The sequence below is a fragment of the Methanosarcina sp. UBA289 genome (genome assembly GCA_002496565.1).
Taxonomy (GTDB): Archaea; Halobacteriota; Methanosarcinia; order Methanosarcinales; family Methanosarcinaceae; genus Methanosarcina.
Genome location: DAKJ01000003.1, coordinates 12,554 through 29,580 on the forward strand (window position 1 = coordinate 12,554; position 17,027 = coordinate 29,580).

Genomic DNA, 17,027 nt, shown 5'->3' on the forward strand with positions numbered 1-17,027 from the left:
TTATTATTTGGAATTCTCATAAATCTGAACTAAGGTGCACATAATCTTTATGTACTAGAAATGTTATTCACATCATACCAATTCCGACTAATCGCTTGTTCTTTAAATTTGCTACTTCTGGATTGAGATTCCGAAGAAGCAGTTATAGCGATGTTCGAACGCGATAGGGAATTTTTTTCCGCGTGAGTGAGATTTCTACAAATCTTGCGGAGGAACATACATTGGGTAAAAAATCACTGGTAAAACTGACAAAAAAAACAAATCCAAGAATCGTTTCCCTGATTCTTACCCTGAAAGATAGGGCAAATGCAAACACTGCCCCCATCTGGAAGGATATCGCGAGACGTCTTGAGATGCCGTCCAGAAACTATGCGGCTGTGAATATAAGTAAGATTAACAGGCACACGGCAGAGGACGATGTTCTGCTTATTCCGGGAAAAGTTCTGGGCGCAGGTCTACTTGACCACTCCGTAACTGTTGCGGCTCTAACCTTCAGTGACTCCGCAGTTGAAAAGATCACTGAAGCCGGTGGCAAGTGCCTGAGTCTCGAAGAGATAATGGAAGCAAATCCAAAAGGGTCCGGTATCCGGATTTTCCGCTGAGGTGTCGAAGATGACGGTTATCGATGCAAATGGGCTTATTTTAGGACGTCTTGCAAGTACAGTTGCAAAACAGTTGCTTTCAGGAGACGAAGAGATTTATATTGTGAATGCTGAAAAAGCCGTAATTTCTGGCTCAAGGGCGACCACCCTCAAAGAATACCGGGGAACCCGGGAAAGAGGAGCTACGGAATTCGGGCCTTACTTCCCGAAGCGTCCGGAACGCATCCTTAAGAGGACTATCCGTGGCATGCTGCCCTATAAGAGAGCAAGAGGCAGGGACGCAATGTCCAGGCTCAAAGTCTATGTAGGTGTTCCCTCTGAACTCAAGGGCACTGAAACAATCACAATTGCAGATGCCGATATGAGGCTTTTAAGCTCCAGTAAATATATTGAGCTTGGTGAAGTAAGCCAGAAATTGGGTTCAAAATTCTAAGGGTGAGTCCTCATGGTCAAAGTAGTTAATTCATCTGGAAAGCACAAGACTGCAACTGCACGTGCAACAGTCACGAAAGGAACCGGTAAGGTCAGGATCAACAAAATTCCGCTCGAACTATATAAACCAGAGCTTGTAATGATGAAGATCTCAGAGCCCCTGCTGATCGCAGGAGATGAAGTGGTCTCCGGACTTGACATAAATGTAGATGTTCGGGGCGGCGGGATTATCGGGCAGGCTAATGCGGTAAGGACCGCAGTTGCCAGAGGTATTGTGGAGTGGACAAACGACACAATCATTAGAGATAACTTCGCAAGCTATGACCGCAATTTACTTGTAAGCGATTCCAGGCAGAAAGAATCAAAGAACTTTGGTGGACCTGGAGCAAGGGCTAAATACCAGAAATCTTACAGGTAAGACTATGATCCCAGTCCGATGTTTCTCATGTGGAAAAGTAATCTCAAACTATTGGGATGAGTACAAAAGACGTGTTAGTGATGGCGAAAACGCTGCCGTAGTGCTGGATGATCTTGGGATCACCCGCTACTGCTGTCGCAGAATGATGCTGAGCCATGTTGAGCTCGTCGATGTGCTTTCGCCGTACCAGTAAGGGACCGTAGGGTAGCTTGGTCCATCCTTCGGCGTTCGGGACGCCGGAACCTGAGTTCGAATCTCAGCGGTCCCATTTCCCTATTTCCAGGGTGCTGGTTTTAAGGCATGTACTGTAAAATATCAAACTTATCATGATTCTAAATAATTGGAATTCATCGGAGCGTTTTTAAATTTCAGGGTGATCAGTTGGTCAAGGAAAAGTATACCCGGTTCGAGCGTGCACGGATCATAGGTGCAAGAGCATTGCAAATTGCAATGGGAGCTCCTGTCCTTGTTGAAGATGACGGGCGGTTGGATCCTCTTAATCTTGCTATTGAAGAGTTGAAGGCCGGAGTTATTCCTATCACGGTCAAACGTAAAATCAGTTAAAAACGCAGTGGGATACATTTTCAGATATTGAATGTGTTTTATTGTTGATTCTATATTATGAGGTGACTTTATGGAGGAAATTGAGCAGACAGGGCAGGAAGAAAACAACGCACAGCCTTTGCCTGAAGAAGATGTCGTGGCTGAAGCAGAACCTGTACCTGAAAAGGAAGCCGCAGCAAAAACCGGATCTGTGCCTGTAGAAACAGAGGAAGAAGTACCTGCTAAAGAAGATTCCACTTCTCTTGTTTCCATTGACGAATACCTGGCAGCAGGTGTTCACATAGGTACCCAGCAAAAGACCCAGGATATGATGCGTTTCGTATACAGGGTCAGAACTGACGGATTATATGTGCTTGACATCCAGTCAACAGACGAAAGAATAAGAGCCGCAGCAAAACTGCTGTCTCACTATGATCCTTCAAGAATCCTTGTGGTTTCTTCAAGGCAGTACGGGCAACACCCTGCAAGAATGTTTTCCAGGGCATTAGCCACAAGATCAATGCTCGGAAGATTTATTCCAGGCTTACTAACAAACCCTCAGATCCACGGTTTCTTTGAGCCTGACATTGTAATCGTAACCGATCCTGCAGGTGATGCCCAGGTTCTGAAAGAAGCTTCAAGCATCGGAGTACCGGTTATAGCACTCTGTGATACCAACAATCTGACTTCGAATGTGGATCTTGTAATTCCCACAAACAACAAAGGTAGAAAAGCTCTTTCCCTTGTCTACTGGCTGCTTGCACGGGAAGTATCCAGGCTTAATGGTACTCCCTTCAATTACGAGTTGACCGACTTCGAAACACCTCTTTGATTCCGAAAAGTAGCCCTGCATACTGCAAGGATATATAAAAATGGCCCATATCTTATATGGGTGATTAATAAATGAGACAGCCAGCAGTTGCAGGGCAGTTCTATCCCCTGCGTCCTGAAAATCTGGAGAAAGAACTCAAGCAATGTTTTGAAGGTCTGGATATCCGGGAAAGAGATATCCTCGGGGCGGTTTGTCCGCATGCAGGATATGTTTATTCAGGGAGAGTTGCTGCACATGTCTATGCAGCTCTCCCCAAAGCCGACACATATGTCCTTTTCGGGCCCAACCATACAGGATATGGTTCACCGGTATCGGTATCCATAGATACCTGGAAAACCCCCCTGGGAACTCTCGAGGTTGATCGGGAACTTGCCGAAGGGCTATCAGGAAGTATTGTTGATGTGGATGAGCTTGGGCACCAATACGAGCATTCGATTGAGGTTCAGCTTCCTTTCCTTCAATACCGCTTCGATCAGGATTTCAGGATTCTTCCTATTTGTCTGGGTATGCAAGATGAAGAGACCGCAATTGAGGTAGGAACCCTTATTGCGAACCTTGTTTCAAAAAGCGGAAAAAAAGTAGTCTTCATTGCATCCAGCGATTTTACTCATTATCAGCCTGCTAACCTTGCAAGGGAAACGGACAATGAAATGATAGAAGCTATCGTCGATCTGGATGTTTCAGGAATCTATGAAAGGCTTTATAGAAGAAACGCATCTGTATGTGGATATGGCCCTATTTCTGCGATGATAACCGCCTCAAAGAAGCTTGGTGCAACCCGGGCTGAACTGTTAAAATATTCGAACAGTGGGGAAGTTTCAGGGGATATGAACGCAGTTGTAGGATATGCCGCGATTGTTGTGGAGTAATAAAAATTCTGCGGAAAAATAGAGCACACTCGTTTTTAATTAAAAGCTACCGGGGGAACTCACTTACACCCGAATAATTTTTTTATGAATTTTACCGTTACCTACATATCATAGGTTTGTAAAACAGGTTAAACATCAAAACGAAGTATTTTAGCATTCGAAAACAGATTGACACGCATTCGAAGATAAAATCATCGTGCATTCAAAAGCAAAATGCTTTTTAAATAAATTTGCTTTAAGATTTAAGTATAAATTCGTTGCTTTACAATGCCTTAGTCAAGTTTGGGACTTTCAGAGGAATAACATGGTTTTATATTCTGCTCCCGGGAAAATTTATCTCTTCGGAGAACATGCAGTTGTTTACGGAGAGATTGCAATAGCGTGTGCTGTTGAGTTGAGGACCCGCGTCAGGGCAGAAATTAGCGATTCAGTAATAATTCAATCGCAGATAGGTAGAACAGGAATTGATTTTGAAAAGCATCCCTATATCTCCTCAGTTGTAGAAAGAATAAGAGAAATTGTGCCGGTAAAAGGCGTTTTTCTGGAAATTGATTCTGATATTCCTGTAGGTTCCGGGCTTGGGTCGTCTGCAGCTGTGACGATTGCCAGTATAGGGGCCCTCAATGAGTTATTTGGCTGCGGGCTTTCTCTTAACGAGATTGCAAAACTGGGTCATGAAATCGAGATTAAGGTTCAGGGGGCAGCAAGCCCTACCGATACCTACGTTTCTACTTTCGGAGGGGTTGTTACCATCCCGGACCGCAGGAAGTTAAGGACCCCAGAATGTGGTATTATAATAGGAGATACAGGAGTTTTTTCCTCCACAAAAGAGCTTGTATCAAATGTCAGAGAGCTCCGTGAAAGTTATCCAGATCTTATTGAGCCTCTTATGGCTTCTATTGGCAAAATCTCGAAAATTGGTGAATCTCTTGTCCTTGCAGGTGACTATCCTGCCATTGGCAGGCTTATGAATGTAAATCAGGGGCTCCTAGATGCCCTTGGAGTAAATATTCTCGAGCTTTCCAGACTAATTTACTCAGCCCGCGGAGCAGGGGCTTTCGGGGCAAAGATTACAGGAGCTGGAGGGGGAGGATGCATGATTGCCCTTACGTCACCTAATAAATGTATACAAGTCGCAGAAGCCATTGCAAGCGCAGGAGGCAAGGTGACCATCACAAAACCTTCAGAAAAGGGCCTGGCGCCCGAGCTAGAATCTCGAATCCAAATCAAGTAGATGTATATACCTAAATCCTTATTGAGCTAAGAAATCGAGATCAAATTGAAGGATCTGTACCAGTTAAATAATCTAGACCTCATTGAAACATATCTCAAGATTTCTAAGCTTTATTTCACGATTTCGTACTTACCAGTAGAAGAAGTTTAAAAAGGTATTAAGTGATATGGCATGAAGGTCTCAATCGAACCTGTTATCCTGAAACTTGGGGGCAGTGTCATTACTGACAAAGCCGCAGATCAAGGGGTTGTAAAAGAGGATGACCTCCTGAGGATTGCAAAGGAAGTTTCCGAATACCGGGGAAAAATGATAATTGTACACGGTGCAGGTTCCTTTGGGCATACCTACGCCAAAAAATATGGGCTTGACAGGGGTTTTGATCCTGAAGGAGCAATTGTAACACATAAGTCTGTCAAGAAACTTGCATCCAGAGTTGTAGATGTATTAAACGAGTACGGAGTCCGGGCTATAGCCGTACATCCTATGGGCTGTACGGTTTGCAGAAACGGACGAATCGAAAGTATGTACCTTGACAACATAAAGCTCATGCTCGAAAACGGGCTTGTCCCGGTACTGCACGGAGATGTCGTCATGGATCTTGAACTCAAAGCGTGCGTGCTTTCAGGAGACCAGATAGTTCCCTATCTTGCAAAAGAACTTAAGATTACCCGACTCGGGTTAGGCTCGGCAGAGGATGGAGTACTTGATAATGAAGGAAAAACCGTACCTGAGATCACTCCAAAAACTTTTGAGAGCTTCAAGCGTTACATAAAAGGGTCGGAAAGTACTGATGTTACGGGCGGCATGCTCGGAAAAGTGCAGGAACTTCTGGAACTCAGCAAAACGTCTTGTATAACATCACATATATTCAATGCCAGGAAAGAGAATAACATATATAGGTTCCTAAATGGGGAATCCATGGGAACCACAATCAGTCCGGACAAAGGGTATAAAGTATGATTGGCACGACCTCAAAGCGAAAGATCGAACACCTGAAGTTATGTGCTGAAAGCCCGGTTGAATCTCGAAAAGTCAGTGCGGGCTTTGAGGATGTGACCCTGATCCACAGGGCACTTCCGGAACTCGATATGGATAAACTGAATACGTCTATAGATCTTCTTGGAAAACGCCTGCAAGCTCCTTTTCTGATCGCTTCGATCACTGGAGGTCATCCTGACACTATTTCTGTAAACGCTGCCCTTGCCACCGCAGCTGAAGAACTGGGAGTAGGAATAGGAGTTGGTAGCCAGAGAGCTGCAATTGATGACCCAGCCCAGGAAGAATCATTCAGGATTGTCAGGGAAAAAGCTCCGAGTACCTTTATATATGGGAATGTCGGCGCTGCTCAGATTCGCGAGTATGGGGTTGAAGTAGTTGAAAAACTCATAGAAATGATCGATGCCGATGCCCTTGCCATTCACCTTAACTTCTTACAGGAAGCCATCCAGCCAGAAGGAGATAGGGATGCCACTGGCTGTCTTGATATGATAACAGAGATCTGCTCCGTACTGGACACGCCAATAATCATTAAAGAAACTGGAGCTGGGATCTCAAGGGAAGATGCCCTTCTTCTCAAGAAGGCAGGTGTGTCTGCAATTGATGTCGGAGGGGTGGGAGGTACAAGCTGGGCAGGCGTTGAGGTTTACCGGGCCAGGAAAAGTGGAGATTCTGTCTCCGAACACCTTGGGGAACTTTTTTGGGATTTTGGAATTCCTACAGTTTCCAGCATTATAGAATCCAGGGTTTCTCTTCCAATTATCGCAACTGGCGGAATTAGAACAGGGGTAGATATCGCAAAATCCATTGCCCTTGGAGCTAGTGCGGCAAGTGCAGCCTTGCCTTTTGTGAGCCCTGCACTTGAAGGAAAAGACTCGGTTGTCAGGGCTCTTTCCCACATGCTGGATGAATTTAGGATTGCAATGTTTCTCTGCGGCTGTGCAGATATACAGGATCTGCGTAACGCACCTGTGGTTGTTACTGGCTGGACCCTTGAGTATCTAGGGCAGCGTGGCTTTAACGTAAAAGACTATGCCGTAGCAGGAGATGTGTTCTAATTCATAGCACAGAAATTCGGCTTTTTACCTGTAATCTGTATTAAAATTCGGATAATATGGTAAAATATAATAGCAGATACGTTAATTAGAAGGGTCATTTCACAACGATATTTATACATAATATGAAAGTAATGTTCGAGAATAAATTGTTAACATGAACAAGTGGATCCTTATTCCAGAATCCTGGAAAACTTAATCAGAACCATAAGGACAAGTATTGGGTTCGACCTGAATTATCTAGAGTTATTAACAATTACAATAGAATTTGCTTCAGGCTCATAAACTGCCAGAGATTCTTTACTGAAAAATCAAGATGAATTCAGGAGATAGTTCCTAGAACTACTATAAAATCGATAAAACAGGGATTAATTTCAAGAATTACTGTTAAATCGATTAAGCTAAAGAGTTCTTTTACAGTTACTCAGGTTGAAATTACTTAGTATGAGGGAATTTCATACAGGAATAGAAATAATTATGATAATCGTCGACTCAGGATCAACTGGTAAGGTTAGAATCACTTGATGAGATTATCATGATAAGAATAATCCAGGGAAGAATGGATTATTGAGAAGGAAGGATAAAGTCTAATAGATTATAATAAATCAGAGTAAATTAGAATAAAACCAGGAATAAATTAAAAATAAATCTGAAAAATTTGAATGAACCAGAATATAGCCATAAATAAACCAGAATAAACCAGGAAGACCAGAAATAAGAATCCCCAATTATAACAAAGCAGGTTGCTGGATAGGCTCTTGAAGAATCGGCTGAAATAGAAAACTGAGTGTTTTCAAGGCAATTTAAAGGCGAAAATCCTACTTACAGGATTGGTTGAAAAATCAGGTTCTTAAGAAATACTGGCCAGAGAAGAGTACGCAAAAGAAGAGTATGTAAAGGCTCCTGTTAATTGAAGTGATATCCAGAATTCATTTAATCTGGAAGGATAAAGCCCTGAAAAAGAATGTGTAGATAAAGGAAAGAGGGTTTGAAGACATCCTGGTAGTTCTGGAGTGCGCTTAACATACTACATTTGAATATCTGTATACTGAGACAGATAGATAAAAAGAGAATTCTTCTGCAAGAGACGTAGTTGATTCGTCTCATCGGGGGTAGAGTTCTTCCTGCGAGAAGAGTCTGAGTGCTTGGCTGTTCTAAGGCTGATTCTGTGTTAGATTCTATTGTAGCTATACCATTCGCATAATGGTTATAATTTTAAGGTCATCGCCTGATCCGATTTCCGAGGATTAGGGTTCACAAGGATTAAAAAATAAGTAAGAGGTAATAATATGACTGAAATAGGAATTGTTGCAGTCGGAGGTTACAATGAAATGGGTCGTAACATGACTGCGGTTATTGTAGGTGAAGATATTATCATTCTGGACATGGGGCTTCGGCTCGATAGGGTTCAGATCCATGAGGATGTTGAAATTGACAAAATGCATTCTCTCGAACTTATTGAGATGGGAGCAATTCCTGATGATACTATTATGAAAGAAATAAATGGAACTGTCCGGGCAATTGTCTGCACTCACGGGCATCTTGATCACATAGGTGCAATTCCGAAACTTGCCCACAGGTATAACGCCCCAATTATCGCTACACCATATACATCTGCCCTTATCAAACAGCAGATCGAGGCCGAGCGCAAGTTTGAGGTTTGTAACAGGGTTATTCCGTTGAATGCAGGTGGAACTTACCAGGTTACAGAAGACATTTCCATTGAATTCATCAACGTCCAGCATAGCATCATTGACTGTGTGCTTGCAGCAGTTCACACTCCAGTAGGAGCAGTTCTTTATGCCTGCGACTTTAAGCTGGACCGAACTCCTACAATGGGTGAAGCTCCTGACTTCGAACGCCTTAAAGCCCTCGGGAAAGAAGGAGTTATTGCAATGATTGTAGAGAGCACGAATGCTGGACGTTCAGGCAAGACTCCTTCGGAACAAATCGCAAAGGATATGGTTAGGGACGTGCTACTTGGGACAGAAGAGTCCGAAGTCGGGATGATTATTACTACCTTTGCCTCCCATATTCCCAGGCTAAAAGCCATTATTGAAGCGGCTGGGGAAATGGGCAGGATTCCTGTGCTTTTGGGACGCTCGATGGAACGCTACGTAGGGGCTGCAAGAGATCTTGGCTATCTGGAACTACCTTCCAATGTCGAGATGCACGGCCAAAGGAAGGATGTAGATAGAGCTTTCAAACGCATCATCCAGGAAGGAAAGAACAAGTATCTTCCAATTGTCACCGGGCACCAGGGCGAGCCAGGCTCCATACTTGTGCGCGTTGCAAACGGGGAAACTCCGTATACAATTGATCCAGGAGACAGGGTTATTTTCTCTGCAAATGTGATCCCAAGTCCCATGACTCAGGCTAACCGCTATGCCCTTGAGACTAAGCTCAAGATGAGGGGCGCAAGGATTTATGACAATGTTCACGTGTCAGGACACGCATACAGGGAAGATCACTGGGAACTCCTGCGTATGGTAAATCCTGAACATGTGATCCCTGCCCATGGGGATATGCAGATGCATGGACACTACATCGAGATGGCAGAAGACGCCGGGTATGTACTCGGAGACACAGTACACCTTCTCAGAAACGGTGAAGTGTTATATATAGAAGAATAACTGATAGGAAACCTATTCCGTGCCTCGTGATGTTTATGATATTAATTGATGAGATCAAAAAAAGAAGTGTCCACGTTGACGCCGCAATTGATGAACTGCTTCCGGTAGCCTATCCTGAGGAACTGTACAAAGCTTCTCGCTACCTGGTAGATGCAGGAGGAAAGCGCCTCCGCCCCGCAGTTCTTATTCTGGCAGCTGAAGCTACCGGCTCGAATCTCAAATCGGTTTTACCTGCTGCGGTGGCCGTGGAACTTGTACATAATTTCACTCTGATCCATGATGATATAATGGATAAGGATGATGTCCGTAGAGGAATGCCTGCAGTCCATATGATATGGGGTGACGCCGGAGCGATTCTTGCAGGTGACACTCTTTATTCCAAAGCTTTTGAGATCCTGTCAAAAGTCGAAAACGAACCGGTAAGGATTTTAAAATGTATGGATGTGCTCTCAAAAACCTGTACAGAAATCTGTGAAGGCCAGTGGCTTGATATGGATTTCGAAAAAAGGGATAAGGTTAGTAAATCGGAATATATCGAGATGGTGGAGAAAAAGACCTCAGTCCTTTACGCTGCGGCAGCCAAGATTGGGGCCATTCTTGGAGGAGCTTCTGATGAGCTGGCAGAAGCCCTGTCCCAATATGGGCGCCTTATAGGAATTGGCTTCCAGATGTATGATGATGTTCTGGATATGATCACTCCGCAGGAAGTGCTCGGTAAAGTAAGAGGTAGCGACCTTATGGAAGGGAAACATACCCTGATTGTAATTGATGCTTTCGAAAAGGGTGTAAAACTGGACATTTTCGGAAGAGGGGAAGCTACTCAGGAAGAAACCGACGAAGCCGTCCGGATTTTAACCGAATGCGGGTCAATTGATTACGTAAAGAACCTTGCAATTTCATATATCAATGAAGGCAAAGCAAAACTGGATGCCCTGCGGGACTGCCCAGAAAAAGAACTTCTCCTTCAGATTGCCGATTATATGATCTCAAGAAACTACTGAACCAAGGAAATTGCTTAAATAACAGTCGGCTTCAGGGAAAGTTGCGGCTAATTGAGGCCGCAATAACCTGTATTTTTTCCTAGACTTTTATTGACGAGTTCATCCAAAACCAATTTTACTCTCAAAATCAGTAAGTTTCAGAGCTATTTTTCTATAATCTAAAACTCGATTAATTATCCAAAACAAAGGATTCAGAGAAGCAAATATTGAGTTTTATAATCAGTTTGTTATAGACATGAAAAATTAACAGTTATGTTTTAGATATAACGACTTAATATTACTGTTTTTCAGTTCAAGTACGTATGTCCTACTTATAAAATAACTATGATTATCTTGAAATTTTTTACGTCAAACAATTATTTGCTTCAGTATAATTTTTGATATAATTTATTTAATATAATTTATGATATTACTATGTGCTGGAGTTGGGGAATAGAGCTGGGGTATCATCAAAACTAAAAGAAATTCCTGGAGGTTGCTGATCCTTCTTCGAATCAATGTGCTTGGGGGAGCATAAATTCGGAGAGACTGTATTGGGGGATACAGTAGATACAGCGCCTCTGGGATTCTTCTTGCATTAAATTTCTTTATTAAACTAAAAATGGAGACACAAGGGGTTTTTATTCATGAAACATCTAAAAATTTGTCCAAAATGCCACGCTAACCTTAAATTGCGCTCAGACGGCGAGATCCAGTATTGTAATATTTGCAAGTATTGGACAAAAGCAGGTACTGCAAGACTCGATTCAATAATGATTTATGGATGATTGTAAATGAAGATTCTGCGTGAATTCTACGCAAAATGATAATATTAACCTTCACAAAAGGATTTTTCCAAAAAAGTTCTATAAAAAAGAGTAATATAAGCAGGATAAAATCCTGCCTCTTTTTGAATTAGTCTTAAACTTTAAGGAACTTTATTATTTTCTTGACTCAATTGTGCTCTGGGCAGCTACGAGTCTTGCAATCGGAACTCTGTAAGAGTCTTAAACTTTAAGGAACTTTATTATTTTCTTGACTCAATTGTGCTCTGGGCAGCTACGAGTCTTGCAATCGGAACTCTGTAAGGAGAGCAGCTTACATAGTTAAGGCCTATTTCATGAGCGAAATGAATGGATTTTGGCTCTCCGCCGTGTTCTCCGCAGATACCCATTTTGAGGTCGGGTTTGACAGAGCGACCTTTACCTATGCCGATTTTCATTATTTCGCCAACGCCTTCCTGATCCAGAACTGCAAATGGATCGTGCTCAAGAATTCCTGCCTTCTGGTAAATTGGCACAAATTTGGACACGTCATCACGACTGAACCCGAAGGTTGTCTGAGTCAGGTCGTTTGTTCCAAAGGAGAAGAAGTCGGCTTCCTGTGCAATCTGGTCTGCGACAATTGCGGCTCTGGGCAGCTCGATCATTGTTCCTACTTTGTAATCGATCTTTACGCCTTTCTCGGCCATGACTGCCTCTGCCATCTTGCAGACTTCTTCCCTGGTAATGGAAAGCTCTTTTACAAGGCCCACGAGCGGAATCATGATTTCAGGAACGATCTGCATTCCCTCATTTGCAAGTTCACAGGCTGCTTCCATGATTGCACGCACCTGCATATCATAGATTTCCGGATAGGTAATTCCAAGCCTGCATCCCCTGTGACCAAGCATTGGGTTGAGCTCTTTGAGGGAAACTACCCGCTTTATGACCTTCTTTACCTCGTCGATCTTTCCGCAGTCTCCTGAAGCTTCGAGCTCCCTGAGCTTTGCGTCCAGCTCTTCTTTATCAGGAAGGAACTCGTGGAGGGGTGGGTCAAGCAGCCTAATAGTAACAGGCAGGCCTTCCATGCTGCGGAAGATCCCAAGGAAGTCTTCCTTCTGCATAGGAAGTAATTTTTTGAGGGCTTTCTTCCTGGACTTTTCATCCTCGGCCATGATCATTTCCCTTACTGCGGGAATCCTGTCTTCCCCGAAGAACATATGTTCAGTTCTGCAAAGTCCTATACCTTCAGCGCCGAGTTCACGGGCAAGGCCTGCATCTGCCGGATTGTCTGCGTTTGTTCTCACTCCGAGAGTCCGGATATCATCCGCCCACGTAAGAATCTTCTTCAGATCGTCACTGATTTCGGCATCAATCAGCTCTACTTTCCCGATGATTACGCTGCCTGTACTTCCATCAATGGTAATATAATCGTGCTCTTTGATTGTGCTACCATTTACCATGAAGAGGCCGCTTTTTATATCAATTGAGATATCGCCGCAACCTACAACGCAAGGCTTACCCATACCTCTACCAACGACTGCAGCATGAGAGGTCATTCCTCCGCGCACGGTAAGGACACCCTGGGCAGCTGCCATTCCTCCGATATCTTCAGGGGAAGTTTCGGTCCGGACGAGAATTGTCTTTTCTCCCTTCTCAGCCATTTCCTCGGCTGCTTCGGCAGTAAATACAACTTTTCCTACAGCAGCTCCGGGCGATGCAGGAAGTCCCTTTGCAATTACTTCCAGTTTTGCGTCGGGATCAATTCTCGGGTGCAGGAGAAGGTCGATATGTTCGGCTTTAACCCTTGTGACTGCGGTTTCCTTATCAATCAGCCCTTCTGCTACCATGTCAGTGGCTATTTTCACGGCTGCAGCAGCTGTGCGCTTTCCTGTTCTAGTCTGCAGCATGTAGAGTTTTCCTTCCTGGATAGTAAACTCTATATCCTGCATATCCTTGAAATGAGCCTCAAGCCTCTGACAGATATCAACAAGCTGGTTATAGGCTTCCGGGATCTTGTTCCCAAGAGTGTCAATGAAGTCCGGAGTCCGGATGCCTGCTACAACATCTTCACCCTGTGCGTTGATAAGGTACTCTCCGAAAAATTTCTTTTCTCCTGTCGACGGGTTTCTTGTAAAAGCAACTCCTGTGCCTGAGGTATTACCTCTGTTCCCGTAAACCATAGTCTGTACATTGACAGCTGTGCCCCAACTGTCATCAATCTCGTTAAGCTTTCTGTAAGTGATGGCCCTTGGATTATTCCAAGACTCAAAAACAGCATCAATTGCCATTTGAAGCTGGACTTTAGGATCCTGGGGGAAATCAAATCCTTTTTCGAGTTTGACTACGCCTTTGAACCTTTCAGCCAGCTCTTTCAGAGCTTTTGCATCTAGATCAGCATCGGATTCGACATTAAGTTCTTTTTTCTTATCCTCAATAAGGGATTCGAACTTGTCGAAGTCAATTCCTAGAACCACATCTCCAAACATGGAGATAAATCTGCGGTAACAATCGTAAGCGAACCTTTCGTCATTGACCTTATTCGCGAGTCCGAGAACAGATTTGTCCGTGAGCCCAAGGTTAAGGACGGTATCCATCATCCCCGGCATGGACACCCTAGCTCCGGACCTTACAGAAACAAGCAGCGGATCTTCTGGGTCCCCCAACTTTTTGCCATTCAAGGTTTCGAGCTTATCGATCGCTTCGTCGATCTGTTTGAGTACTTCTTCAGAATACTTCTGATTTTTCAGATAGAGTACACAAACTTCGGTTGTGATCGTAAAACCTGGTGGTACAGGGATTCCTAAATTTGCCATTTCGGCAAGGCCTGAGCCCTTACCTCCAAGTAAGTCTTTCATACTAGCTTTGCCATCAGTTACATCCTTTCCAAAAAAATATACGAACTTTGACAATGAGTCTCCTCCCTAGAACGAGATCATTTATCGGAGTTAATGACTGTAATGACCATAGTTATGGTCTGATTGCTGCCAAGAATGTCCATTTAATATATAAGGTTGTGGTTTCCCTCTTCTAGATCTTATACTCTACTATATTAAATTAGTTAAGACTAACATATAATATACGTCTTGCGATATCTTTATATATAATGAACATAGACTACATATGCTTTTCAGTCTATAATATATATTCTTATTTATGGCTGACAGAATAACATGCTCAAAGCCAGGAAATTTTTGCCCTGAGCTGGAGAGAAATAACTATTAATCATTCGTGGCTGATATGAAACGACTCGGTAAAGTGCTGCACAGAACAGGCGTTAAAAACCTGATAATCAGAGGGGATGAGTTAAAACCCGAGAATGCCTCAGGTAATCTTCCTAAATTGAATTCGGTCGTTGTAGATAAAGCCCTGAATCGGATTGGGACGATCGTTAATGTTTTCGGACCTGTAAATCATCCATATTTTTTAGTGAAGGGCTTTAAGCGAGCTTCTGATTCAGAATTTCGAGCTCTTGTTAATGAGAGAGTCTATATTCGGTGAGATCTCTGACATTGAATGCGCATTTGAATTCTATATTATGGTTTAACATTAACTGGTTTATATATTTTTTGTTGGTTACCCGTGATATTTCTTATCCTTCCTTTTAGATATCTACTGTGACTTCAGTGGTGCAGCCAAAATACTGGAAAACATAAACATATAGTCATTTTAATTTGTAAGGTGATATGATATGGTAGAAGTCGAAAGAGTTCGCTATTCGGACACTCTTGAAAGAGAAAAAATACGTGCCATGATCAAAGCTCGCAAAGAGAAACAAAAAGAGCAAAATTTTGAGACCGAAAAGGCCGTGTGTCCAGAATGCGGCAGCAGAAACCTCGTTCACGACTATGAGCGAGCCGAGCTCGTGTGCGGGGACTGCGGACTTGTCATTGATGCCGATTTTGTGGATGAAGGCCCAGAATGGCGAGCTTTCGATCATGATCAACGTATGAAGCGTTCCCGTGTGGGTGCGCCCATGACATATACAATACATGACAAAGGGCTTTCAACAATGATTGACTGGAGGAACCGCGACTCCTATGGAAAGTCAATTTCTTCCAAGAATCGTGCTCAGCTCTATCGTTTAAGAAAATGGCAGCGTAGAATCCGTGTAAGTAATGCAACTGAAAGAAACCTCGCATTTGCACTATCTGAATTAGACAGAATGGCTTCTGCTCTTGGTCTTCCAAGAACTGTGAGAGAAACCGCAGCTGTAGTCTACAGAAAAGCTGTGGACAAGAACCTTATCCGTGGAAGAAGCATTGAAGGTGTTGCCGCAGCCGCTCTTTATGCAGCCTGCCGCCAGTGCAGCGTTCCAAGAACTCTTGATGAAATTGAAGAGGTATCCAGGGTCAGCCGGAAAGAAATCGGAAGGACCTACCGCTTTATTTCCAGAGAACTCGCATTAAAGCTCATGCCCACATCTCCTATCGACTACGTCCCGAGGTTCTGTTCAGGCCTTAACCTTAAAGGAGAAGTCCAATCCAAGAGCGTTGAGATCCTGAGGCAGGCTTCCGAAAAGGAACTCACAAGCGGGAGAGGCCCAACAGGAGTTGCTGCCGCTGCAATTTATATTGCGTCCATACTCTGTGGAGAACGAAGAACTCAACGAGAAGTTGCGGATGTGGCAGGTGTTACGGAAGTCACCATCCGAAACAGATATAAAGAGCTTGCAGAAGAACTGGATATTGAAATTATCCTCTAAAATTTCCTTTATTTTCTTTTTCCAGTATTTTTTATGTTATTACATAGATAGATTCCCTATTTTTGCATTTATTTTATTTATTTAGGTTTCCCTGACGTGCAAAGGTTTATTTTTGAAAAGGAATCATAGAAATATAAAAATCTGATCTATAATGATAACAGTTGAAATTTTAGAGGCTCTTCTGTTAGGATTCTCCGTAGGGCTTACAGGTGCACTCGTTCCGGGCCCAATGCTTTTTGCAACTATAGAAATTTCGCTAAAGAAAGGCTGGCTTGCAGGCCCACAGGTGGTATTCGGGCATATGCTCGTAGAGGCTGTGCTCTACTTGCTGATTATTTTAGGGGCTGCTTCACTTGTGGCTAGTAGCATGATTTCCGTAATTTTCCTTCTAGGAGGGCTTTCACTTCTGATATTTGGGCTCCTTACCTTAAAAGATGCCAGAGCCACGACTTCTTCTGCACAGATTTCTCAGAATTTCTCAAGCTTGAAACTGATTTCCAACCCTTCTCTGGTAGGCTTAGTTACTTCAGTTTCGAACCCATATTTCTGGATCTGGTGGCTGACAGCAGGCGGTGCCCTGATACTTAAGGAATATGAACTGGGAATTATAATCGCAATGGCTTACATGATCGGGCACTGGGCCGCAGATCTGGGATGGTTTACTGCCGTATCTGGCTCATTCGGGCGTGGTAAAAACCTGCTCTCCCAAAAGATGCATAGGTATATCCTCTACACCTGCGGGATATTCCTGATAATCTTTGGGTTATACTTCATGCTGAATTACAATTATGCAACTCAAATGTCCTGAACTTCAGATTTCATGAATTTCTTTTTGGGTTGCTATCTGCGAATCCATTTGTTCTTATAAATCCTGGTCAAAAACTAAAAATAAACTTATGCCAAAAAGCGGTTCTGTAGAAAACCTATCTAAAAAGACTCCAAAAGGTTTGAAGGAAAACAAGCAAAA

The 17,027-nt window shown here is 43.3% G+C and carries 17 protein-coding genes and 1 tRNA gene; 17 read left to right on the top strand and 1 reads right to left on the bottom strand.

From position 1 onward, the window contains the following. Positions 1-221: 221 nt before the first annotated feature. The 14 genes from BP549_RS00235 to BP549_RS00300 all read left to right on the top strand — a co-directional run bounded on the left by BP549_RS00235 (position 222) and on the right by BP549_RS00300 (position 11,382). Entirely contained in the window at positions 222-602 is a 381-nt protein-coding gene (locus tag BP549_RS00235) for a 50S ribosomal protein L18e (RefSeq protein ID WP_292375521.1), read from the top strand. A gap of 10 nt (positions 603-612) precedes the next feature. Further along, complete coding sequence (locus tag BP549_RS00240) at positions 613-1,035, top strand: 50S ribosomal protein L13 (protein ID WP_292375523.1); 423 nt, start codon at positions 613-615, stop codon at positions 1,033-1,035. 12 nt (positions 1,036-1,047) lie between these two features. After that, positions 1,048-1,452, top strand: a complete 405-nt coding sequence (locus BP549_RS00245; RefSeq protein ID WP_292375525.1) for a 30S ribosomal protein S9 — start codon at positions 1,048-1,050, stop codon at positions 1,450-1,452. Between the two features lie 4 nt (positions 1,453-1,456). Continuing rightward, positions 1,457-1,645: a DNA-directed RNA polymerase subunit N gene (locus BP549_RS00250; protein ID WP_292375527.1), complete on the top strand. Its 189-nt coding sequence runs from the start codon at positions 1,457-1,459 to the stop codon at positions 1,643-1,645. Continuing rightward, positions 1,646-1,720: transfer RNA gene (locus BP549_RS00255), tRNA-Pro, on the top strand. Between the two features lie 113 nt (positions 1,721-1,833). Beyond that, the gene (locus BP549_RS00260; protein ID WP_292375528.1) at positions 1,834-2,016 is read left to right on the top strand and encodes a DNA-directed RNA polymerase subunit K; all 183 of its coding nucleotides are present in this window, start codon (positions 1,834-1,836) and stop codon (positions 2,014-2,016) included. A gap of 70 nt (positions 2,017-2,086) precedes the next feature. Next, on the top strand, positions 2,087-2,827 hold the full coding sequence (rpsB, locus tag BP549_RS00265; protein WP_292373703.1) for a 30S ribosomal protein S2: 741 nt from the start codon (positions 2,087-2,089) through the stop codon (positions 2,825-2,827). Positions 2,828-2,898: 71 nt separating this feature from the next. Continuing rightward, positions 2,899-3,696, top strand: a complete 798-nt coding sequence (locus BP549_RS00270; protein WP_292377293.1) for an MEMO1 family protein — start codon at positions 2,899-2,901, stop codon at positions 3,694-3,696. A 304-nt stretch (positions 3,697-4,000) separates the two neighbouring features. Then, complete coding sequence (locus tag BP549_RS00275; RefSeq protein WP_292377295.1) at positions 4,001-4,930, top strand: mevalonate kinase; 930 nt, start codon at positions 4,001-4,003, stop codon at positions 4,928-4,930. 171 nt (positions 4,931-5,101) lie between these two features. Continuing rightward, entirely contained in the window at positions 5,102-5,890 is a 789-nt protein-coding gene (locus BP549_RS00280; RefSeq protein WP_292377296.1) for an isopentenyl phosphate kinase, read from the top strand. Next, the gene (fni, locus tag BP549_RS00285) at positions 5,887-6,984 is read left to right on the top strand and encodes a type 2 isopentenyl-diphosphate Delta-isomerase (RefSeq protein WP_292377297.1); all 1,098 of its coding nucleotides are present in this window, start codon (positions 5,887-5,889) and stop codon (positions 6,982-6,984) included. Before BP549_RS00280 ends, fni begins: the two co-directional genes overlap by 4 nt. A gap of 1,286 nt (positions 6,985-8,270) precedes the next feature. After that, complete coding sequence (locus tag BP549_RS00290) at positions 8,271-9,614, top strand: RNase J family beta-CASP ribonuclease (protein ID WP_292373712.1); 1,344 nt, start codon at positions 8,271-8,273, stop codon at positions 9,612-9,614. A 35-nt stretch (positions 9,615-9,649) separates the two neighbouring features. Beyond that, positions 9,650-10,615 carry a polyprenyl synthetase family protein gene (locus BP549_RS00295; RefSeq protein ID WP_292377299.1) on the top strand — a complete coding sequence of 322 codons (966 nt, stop codon included), beginning with the start codon at positions 9,650-9,652 and terminating at the stop codon, positions 10,613-10,615. Positions 10,616-11,241: 626 nt separating this feature from the next. After that, complete coding sequence (locus BP549_RS00300; RefSeq protein ID WP_292377300.1) at positions 11,242-11,382, top strand: hypothetical protein; 141 nt, start codon at positions 11,242-11,244, stop codon at positions 11,380-11,382. 239 nt (positions 11,383-11,621) lie between these two features. Here the strand turns inward: BP549_RS00300 and ppdK are convergent, their stop codons facing one another. Further along, positions 11,622-14,267: a pyruvate, phosphate dikinase gene (gene ppdK, locus BP549_RS00305; protein ID WP_292377302.1), complete on the bottom strand. Its 2,646-nt coding sequence runs from the start codon at positions 14,265-14,267 to the stop codon at positions 11,622-11,624. A 328-nt stretch (positions 14,268-14,595) separates the two neighbouring features. On the opposite strand from ppdK, the gene BP549_RS00310 reads away from it, so the two are divergent. From BP549_RS00310 to BP549_RS00320, 3 genes are all read left to right on the top strand, one after another. After that, positions 14,596-14,856, top strand: a complete 261-nt coding sequence (locus BP549_RS00310; RefSeq protein WP_292373717.1) for an H/ACA ribonucleoprotein complex subunit GAR1 — start codon at positions 14,596-14,598, stop codon at positions 14,854-14,856. 190 nt (positions 14,857-15,046) lie between these two features. Further along, positions 15,047-16,060 (top strand): transcription initiation factor IIB, encoded by a 1,014-nt coding sequence (locus BP549_RS00315; RefSeq protein WP_128503615.1) that lies wholly within the window; start codon positions 15,047-15,049, stop codon positions 16,058-16,060. A 151-nt stretch (positions 16,061-16,211) separates the two neighbouring features. Next, entirely contained in the window at positions 16,212-16,868 is a 657-nt protein-coding gene (locus tag BP549_RS00320) for a LysE family transporter (RefSeq protein ID WP_292377303.1), read from the top strand. Positions 16,869-17,027: the final 159 nt, after the last annotated feature.